At 67.0% G+C, this 7214-nt stretch carries 6 protein-coding genes; 5 read left to right on the plus strand and 1 reads right to left on the minus strand.

Annotated elements, in window-relative coordinates; all coding sequences use genetic code 11:
- Positions 1-79 precede the first annotated feature (79 nt).
- From egtB to AC5P67_RS16900, 5 genes are all read left to right on the plus strand, one after another.
- The gene (gene egtB / locus AC5P67_RS16880; RefSeq protein ID WP_049418110.1) at positions 80-1351 is read left to right on the plus strand and encodes an ergothioneine biosynthesis protein EgtB; all 1272 of its coding nucleotides are present in this window, start codon (positions 80-82) and stop codon (positions 1349-1351) included.
- Entirely contained in the window at positions 1348-2322 is a 975-nt protein-coding gene (gene egtD, locus AC5P67_RS16885; RefSeq protein ID WP_049418112.1) for an L-histidine N(alpha)-methyltransferase, read from the plus strand. The genes egtB and egtD overlap by 4 nt, the downstream gene beginning before the upstream one ends.
- Positions 2323-2406: 84 nt before the next feature.
- A complete protein-coding gene (locus AC5P67_RS16890; protein ID WP_099527736.1) occupies positions 2407-3675 on the plus strand; it encodes a lytic murein transglycosylase in 1269 nt (422 codons plus the stop codon).
- Positions 3676-3715: 40 nt separating this feature from the next.
- Complete coding sequence (locus AC5P67_RS16895) at positions 3716-4582, plus strand: D-hexose-6-phosphate mutarotase (protein WP_111193801.1); 867 nt, start codon at positions 3716-3718, stop codon at positions 4580-4582.
- 51 nt (positions 4583-4633) lie between these two features.
- Positions 4634-5407, plus strand: coding sequence for a DUF2628 domain-containing protein (locus AC5P67_RS16900; RefSeq protein ID WP_005411683.1), 774 nt, complete (start codon positions 4634-4636; stop codon positions 5405-5407).
- Between the two features lie 6 nt (positions 5408-5413).
- On the opposite strand, the gene AC5P67_RS16905 is transcribed toward AC5P67_RS16900, so the two are convergent.
- The gene (locus AC5P67_RS16905; protein WP_005411682.1) at positions 5414-6601 is read right to left on the minus strand and encodes a benzoate/H(+) symporter BenE family transporter; all 1188 of its coding nucleotides are present in this window, start codon (positions 6599-6601) and stop codon (positions 5414-5416) included.
- Between the last annotated feature and the right edge of the window lie 613 nt (positions 6602-7214).

Genomic DNA, 7214 nt, shown 5'->3' on the forward strand with positions numbered 1-7214 from the left:
TGCGGGATGGTCACGCATGTGAACGCGTTGACGTCGAACGATGACATGGCACTCACCCTGTTGCGCAGATGCTGCCCGGATGGACAGCGTAGCCACCGCCGTCGCTGCCCCGCAGCGCGATCTCGCCCGCCAGTACGCATGTGTGCGGAACCGCAGCATGCAGCTGGCAGCCCCCCTCAGCGCCGAAGATGCCATGCTGCAGAGCATGGCCGATGCCAGCCCGAGCAAATGGCACCTGGCCCACACCACCTGGTTCTTCGAACGCTTCGTGCTGGCCGGCTTCCCACCTGCACCGGCGCATGACCCTGCCTGGGACTACCTGTTCAACAGCTACTACAAGAGCCTCGGCCCGGCGCATGCCCGGCCGCAGCGTGGGCTGCTGTCGCGGCCATCGCTGCAGCAGGTGCGCGACTACCGCCAGCAGGTCGATGCACAGGTGCAATCGCGGCTGGCGGCAGGCGACCTTGATGAGCAGGCACTGCAGCACCTGCAGTTGGGCCTGCAGCACGAACAGCAGCACCAGGAACTGCTGCTCACCGACATCAAGCACGCGTTCTGGTGCAATCCGTTGCAGCCGGCCTACCGCGAGGACCTGCAGCCTGCAACCAGCGCTGCCAGTGCGCAGGGCTGGATCGAGTCGCCCGAGCGCATCGTCACCATCGGCGCCGCAGCATGGCCGCAGCACACCGCCTTCGCCTACGACAACGAATCGCCGGCGCATCGCGTGCTGCTCCCCGCGCACGCACTGGCCGAGCGCCCCGTCAGCAATGCCGAGTACCGCGCCTTCATCGACGCCGGCGGCTACCGCGAACCGCGCTGGTGGCTCAGCGAAGGCTGGGCGCTGCGCGAAGCCGAGGGCTGGCAGCACCCGCTGTACTGGGATGACGCCCTGCAGCGCGAGTACACCCTGGGCGGTTGGCGCGAACTGGATCCGCATGCGCCGGTCTGCCACCTCAGCTACTACGAGGCCGATGCCTGCGCCCGCTGGGCCGGTGCGCGCCTGCCCAGCGAGTTCGAGTGGGAGGCTGCCGCCGCAACGCTGCCGCCTCGCGGTCATTTTGCCGATGACGATCGGCTGCACCCGCAGGCTGCAGGGGGCAGTGGACTGCGTCAGCTGTTCGGCGATGTATGGGAATGGACCCACAGCGCGTATGGCGCCTACCCGGGCTTCCGCCCTTTCGCCGGCAACCTCGGTGAATACAACGGCAAGTTCATGTGCGGGCAATGGGTGCTGCGCGGTGGCAGCTGCGCCACGCCGCCTGGCCACGTGCGTGCCAGCTACCGCAACTTCTTCATGCCCCCGGCGCGTTGGCAGTTCTCCGGGCTGCGCCTGGCCAGGGACCTCGCATGAGTACGGTGCACGACGCACTGCAGGCGCTGACCGATCTCACCCCCAGCCGCCAGCAGATCCTCACCGACGTGGTGGCCGGGTTGTCGCGCACGCCGCGCCAGCTGCCGTCCAAGTACTTCTACGATGCGCGCGGCTCGCGCCTGTTCGAGCAGATCACGCAGACCCCCGAGTACTACCCCACGCGCACCGAGCTGGCCCTGCTTTCACGGGTACTGCCGGACATCGCCCGAAGCGTCGGGCCGCACCTGCACGTGGTGGAACTGGGCAGCGGCAGTGGCCGCAAGACCGCGTTGCTGCTGGCCGCCCTGCACGACCCGGTGGCCTACACGCCGATTGAAATCTCGCGTGCCGCGCTGCTGTCCAGCATCGACCATCTGGCCCCGGCGCTGCCCGAGGTGGAGATGCTGCCGGTCTGTGCCGACTTTACCCGTCCCGTCGCCGTACCCATGCCCGAACGCGAACCCGCGCGACGGCTGCTGTTCTTCCCCGGTTCCACGCTGGGCAACTTTGAAGGCGAGGACGCGGTCGCGCTGCTGCGCGCGATGCGCCAGACCATGGGGCGTGATGGCCTGGCCCTGGTCGGCATCGACCTGCACAAGGACCCGGCGCTGATCAAGGCGGCCTACAACGATGCGCAGGGCGTCACCGCCGCATTCACCCTCAACCTGCTGGCCCGCCTCAACCGCGAGGTCGGCAGCGACTTCGATCTGCAGGGCTTCCGTCATCGTGCCCGCTACAGCGTCGCGCGGCTGCGCATCGAGACCGATCTGGTCAGCCAGCGGGCACAGGACGTCCATCTAGATGGCCGGACCTTCCATTTCGAGGCCGACGAACCGATCCGCGTCGAATACAGCCACAAGTACACCGACGAGAGCTTCGAAGCGCTGCTGCAGCCGGCTGGCCTGCAGGTCATGCAGCGCTGGGATGCTGAAGGCCCGGCCTATGGCCTGCGCCTGTTGCGTGCCATCTAGGGCGGACGGCCAGCCGGTACCGCTTCAGGTTCAGCAGCACCGCTACCCCTAAGATGGCCGTGCAACGGCAACACGGAGGACGCCATGCCCATTCTGACCACGCTCGGCCTGGCGGCCGCTCTTGCCTCGGCGCCGACAGCGCCCGCCGCTCCTGCCGGCGACATCGATCCGGCGTTCAGCCGCTGCCTGTCGGGCCTGCAGGCCACCGCTGCGACACAAGGCATCAGTGCCGACCGTTTCAACGCGATCACCGCCGGCCTCACCCCGGACCCCACCGTGCTCGGCCTGCTCGATGCACAGCCCGAATTCACCACGCCGATCTGGGACTACCTGGCCGCGCTGGTCGATCGCCAGCGCGTGGCTGATGGCCGCGCCCTGCTGCAGCAGCACCGCGACCTGCTCGATCGCGTGTCGGCGCAGTACGGCGTCGATCCGGCTACCATCGTCGCGGTCTGGGGCGTGGAGAGCGACTACGGCCGCGTGTTCGGCAAGCGCCCGCTGCTGCAGTCATTGGCCACGCTGTCCTGCGCCGGCCGTCGCCAACCCTTCTTCCGCGGTGAACTGCTGGCGCTGCTCAAGCTGATCGATCGCGGCGACCTGCAGGCCCAGGGGCTCACCGGCTCCTGGGCCGGTGCCTTCGGGCATACGCAGTTCATGCCCAGCACCTATGCACGCATCGCCGTGGACGGTGATGGCGATGGCCGCCGCGATCTGGTCGGCAGCATTCCCGATGCACTGGCTTCCACCGCCAACTACCTCAAGCGCGCCGGCTGGCGCAGCGGCGAGCCGTGGGGCATGGAAGTCCGCGTTCCTGCGGGCTTCAACGCAAGCCAGGCCGGCCGCACCCAGCGTCGCGCCCTGGCCGACTGGCGTGCGCAGGGCGTGACCGCGCTGGATGGCAGCGTGTTGGCTCCGGCCAACCTGCCGGCGGATGCGCGCGCCGCGCTGCTGCTGCCGGCCGGCAACAGGGGCCCGGCATTGCTGGTGTTCCGCAACTACGACGCGATCTACAGCTACAACGCCGCCGAAAGCTATGCGCTGGCGATCGCGACGCTGGCTGACCAATTGCGTGGCGGCAACGGGTTGGCCACCGCCTGGCCGACCGATGACCCGGGCCTGGGCCGCGATGAGCGCCGCCAGCTGCAGACCCTGCTGCTGGCCCGCGGCCACGATATCGGTGCCGCCGACGGCATGATCGGTACCGCCACGCGCCGCGCGATCCAGGCCGAGCAGCAGCGCCTGGGCTGGAGCGAGGTGGACGGCCGCGCAGGCCAGCGCATCCTGCGCACGCTGCAGGAAGAGGCGACCGCCATCGCACCCGCTGGGCAGAAAGCCTTGCCGGCGGCACGTTGACCGCGACATCATCGCCGCGGTCTTCAAGGAGCGTCATCGCATGCAGTCGAATCCGGACATCAGCACCGGCCTGTATCACGGCCTGGAGGCCTGGCAGGTGCGAACCGCCAACGCCACGGCGGTCGTCAGCGTGTTCGGCGGCCAGCTGCTGTCGTTCATTCCTGATGGGCAGCCCGATCTGCTGTGGCTTTCGCCCACGCGCGCCGAGCTGCCCACGCCCATCCGCGGTGGCGTCCCGGTGTGCTGGCCGTGGTTCGGTCGCCAGGGCCAGAGCGCCGATGTACCGGCGCATGGCCTGGTACGTACCGCGCGCTGGGAGCTTCTGCAGGCCAGCCAGCGCGATGATGGCGAGGTCGAGCTGCAGTTGGCGCCTGCGCCCAGCGCCGATCGCGGCCTGCGCCTGCAGATGCAGTTGCGCATTGGCCGCCAGCTGCGCCAGCAGCTGGTCACCGAGAACACCGGAACCTCGCCGGTGACATTCACCCAGGCCCTGCACAGCTATTTCCGGGTGGGCGATGCCAAGCGGGTCGAGGTCGAGGGCCTTGACGGCCTGCAGTACCTGGACAAGTACGAGGACTATGCACAGCTGCGCCTGCAACAGGGACCGTGGTCATTGCGCGATCCGCGTGATCCCGGTCGCAGCGATCGCATCTATACCCGTGCCGGGGGCCATTACGTGCTGCATGATCCCGTACTGCAGCGGCGGATCGAGATCCGCAGCGAAGGCAGCCAGACGCTGGTGGTCTGGAATCCGGGCGCCGAGGCGGCAGCCAGGATGGCCGATGTCGGCGAGGGCTGGCGCGATTACGTATGCCTGGAAGTGGCCAACGCAGGCCCGGAGCAGATTACGCTTGCGGCGGGTGCGCGCCATCAACTGGTGCAGACCCTGGGCAGTACCGCGCTGTAGGCGCGGGCAGCGATTTCAGTTTGTCGATGCAGGTAGCAAGGACGGAAAAACATGCAGGAAGCACAATGGTGGTACGCCAATGGCAGGCAGAGCAGTGGGCCGGTGGATCTGGCCGGTCTTCGCCAGCTGCAGCAGGAAGGGACGGTTACGGCGCGCACCCTGCTCTGGTGCGAAGGCATGCCCTCATGGCGGCCGTTGGCGGAACTGGAGCAGGCTTCCACCCCCGTCGAGGTGGCTCCGGCCCTGGATATCGACGCAGCCCCTGCGGTTGAGGGCATCGCGCCGGATGTCGGCGATCCGTCCGATCCCTATCGTGCGCCGGCCGCCGCACCGGACAGGGCTGCGGCTGCCGGGCTGGAGGGCGAGATGGCCTTGTACGCCAGCGTGGTCGGCGGCAACTTCCCGATCTATCGCCAGCGCTGGCGGCTGGATCAGGGCGTTGCCACGGGCAGTGGCACCTGGCATTGGCCGGCCTTCCTGCTCGGGCTGATCTGGATGATGTACCGCAGGATGTACCGCCTGGCGGCGATGTGGGCTGGCCTGCTGCTGCTGATCAGCGTGGTGGAGACCTGGCTGGATGTGCCGGATGGCCTGTCGCTGGTCATCACCTTCGCGCTGAGCATCACCACCGGCATCTTTGGCAACAGCTGGTACCTGGCACACTGCCAGCGCCTGATCGCCCAGGCCCGTGCCGTCACCGGCGACGATGATGCACGGCTGCGCAGCGAGCTGACCGCGCGTGGCGGCACCAGCGTGGTCGCCACACTGATCGCCATCGTCATCGCGGTGGCGCTGAGCATCGTCGGCGCAGCATTGGCCGGGTAGGGTGGGTCAGCGGTCCTGACGGGGCCGCAGCACCAGCAGGCACAGCGCACCGGCCACCAGGCCCCAGAACGCCGAGCCGATGCCGGCCAGTGAGACGCCCGAGGCGGTGACCAGGAAGGTGACCAGTGCCGCCTCGCGGTCCCGCTCTACCGCCAGCGCACTGGCCAGGCTGTTGGCGATGGTGCCGAACAGCGCGATACCGGCCACGCAGGCCACCAGCTCCTTGGGGAAGGCAGCGAACAGTGCGGCTACGGTGGCACCGAACAGCCCGATGACGATGTAGAAGGCACCTGCCGCCATGGCGGCGGTATAGCGTCGTGCCGGGTCCTCATGGGCATCACGGCCCATGCAGATCGCGGCGGTGATTGCCGCCAGGTTCAGCGCGTACGCACCGAACGGCGCCAGTAGTGTATTGACCACACCGATCCAGCCGATCAGCGGCGACACCGGGGCGTCGTAGCCGGATGCCCGCATCACCGCCACGCCCGGAATGTTCTGCGAGGCCATGGTGACCACGAACAGGGGCAGGGCGATGCCGGCCACCGCGGTCCAGGACAGGGATGGGGTCACCCATTGCGGTACCGCCAGTTGCAGCTGCACCTGCTGTGCGTGCAGCAGGCCACGGCTGGCCGCAATCGCGATGCCGACCAGCAGGGTGGCGATGACCGCATAGCGCGGGAACAGGCGGCGTCCGGCCAGCCACGTGGCGAACATGGCCAGCGCCAGTACCAGCTGGGTGTTCATGGCCACGAACACGTCCAGACCGAAGCGCAGCAGCACCCCGGCCAGCATGCCGGCGGCCAGCGCCATCGGTACCCGTTGCATCAACCGGGCGAAGATGCCGGAGAAGCCAGCCAGCATGCCCAGAACCGCAGCGAGCAGGAATGCGCCGGTGGCCTCGGAAAGAGATGCGCCGCCGGCACCGACCACCAGCATCGCCGCGCCCGGTGTCGACCATGCGGTCACCACCGGTACCCGATAGCGTAGTGACAGCCCGATGCAGGTGACACCCATGCCCAGTCCCAGTGCCCACATCCATGAGGCGATCTGCGCCTGATTGGCACCGACAGCTTGTGCAGCCTGGAACACGATGACGGCCGAACTGGCGAAGCCGACCAGCACAGTAATGAAGCCGGCAACGAGGGCCGGTACTGAAAGGTCGCGCCACCACGCTTGCCGCACCTGCATGTTCATTGCCGTCTCTCCACTGTGCATCCGTGCATTGATAGCCCTTGTGGCGTTGACCGCGCAACGCGCGGTCAACGCCACAGTGATCTTCGAGCGTATGCCATGCGTGACGTTGCCTTGGTTCTGTCATCACCCTGCAAAAAAATGCTTGACGAAATCTGCAGGATCTCTAGAATTCGCTCCCTTGCTGCAGGGCACCGCTTCTTCGGAAACGGCACGCAAACAGCAACGCCACCACCGACGAACGAGATGATCGAACGAAGGTGTTGACGGACTCGAAAAGTCCGGCATAATAGGCGGCTCGCAACGACGAAAGGCCTTCGGGTCCAACGCCGAAGCAGCATCGGCAACAACGTCCACCCCGGTGAGACGGCCTTGAAAAAAGGTGTTGACGAAGCGGAAAAGCCGGCTATAATGGGCGGCTCGCTACGAAGGAAACTTCGTAGCACACGGGAACGGCGCTGAGGCCACTTCCCTCGATCTTTGAAAGTATGCGCAGGTATCTTGTGAAGGCGCCTGCAGGAAGGATGATTGTCCATCTTGCAGACGTTTGATCAAGCAACTATTAATTGTTTTAAAGCAAGCGATACGTTGCCAGAATCAATCATCTGCAGCTTTA

The organism is Stenotrophomonas sp. YJH_SMC_21, from assembly GCF_059369555.1.

Coding starts and splice junctions, on each gene's coding strand:
- AC5P67_RS16890 (WP_099527736.1), top strand. CDS start 2,407: ATGCCCATTCTGACCACGCTCGGCCTGGCGGCCGCTCTTGCCTCGGCG.
- AC5P67_RS16895 (WP_111193801.1), top strand. CDS start 3,716: ATGCAGTCGAATCCGGACATCAGCACCGGCCTGTATCACGGCCTGGAG.
- AC5P67_RS16900 (WP_005411683.1), top strand. CDS start 4,634: ATGCAGGAAGCACAATGGTGGTACGCCAATGGCAGGCAGAGCAGTGGG.
- egtB (WP_049418110.1), top strand. CDS start 80: ATGGACAGCGTAGCCACCGCCGTCGCTGCCCCGCAGCGCGATCTCGCC.
- egtD (WP_049418112.1), top strand. CDS start 1,348: ATGAGTACGGTGCACGACGCACTGCAGGCGCTGACCGATCTCACCCCC.
- AC5P67_RS16905 (WP_005411682.1), bottom strand. CDS start 6,601: ATGAACATGCAGGTGCGGCAAGCGTGGTGGCGCGACCTTTCAGTACCG.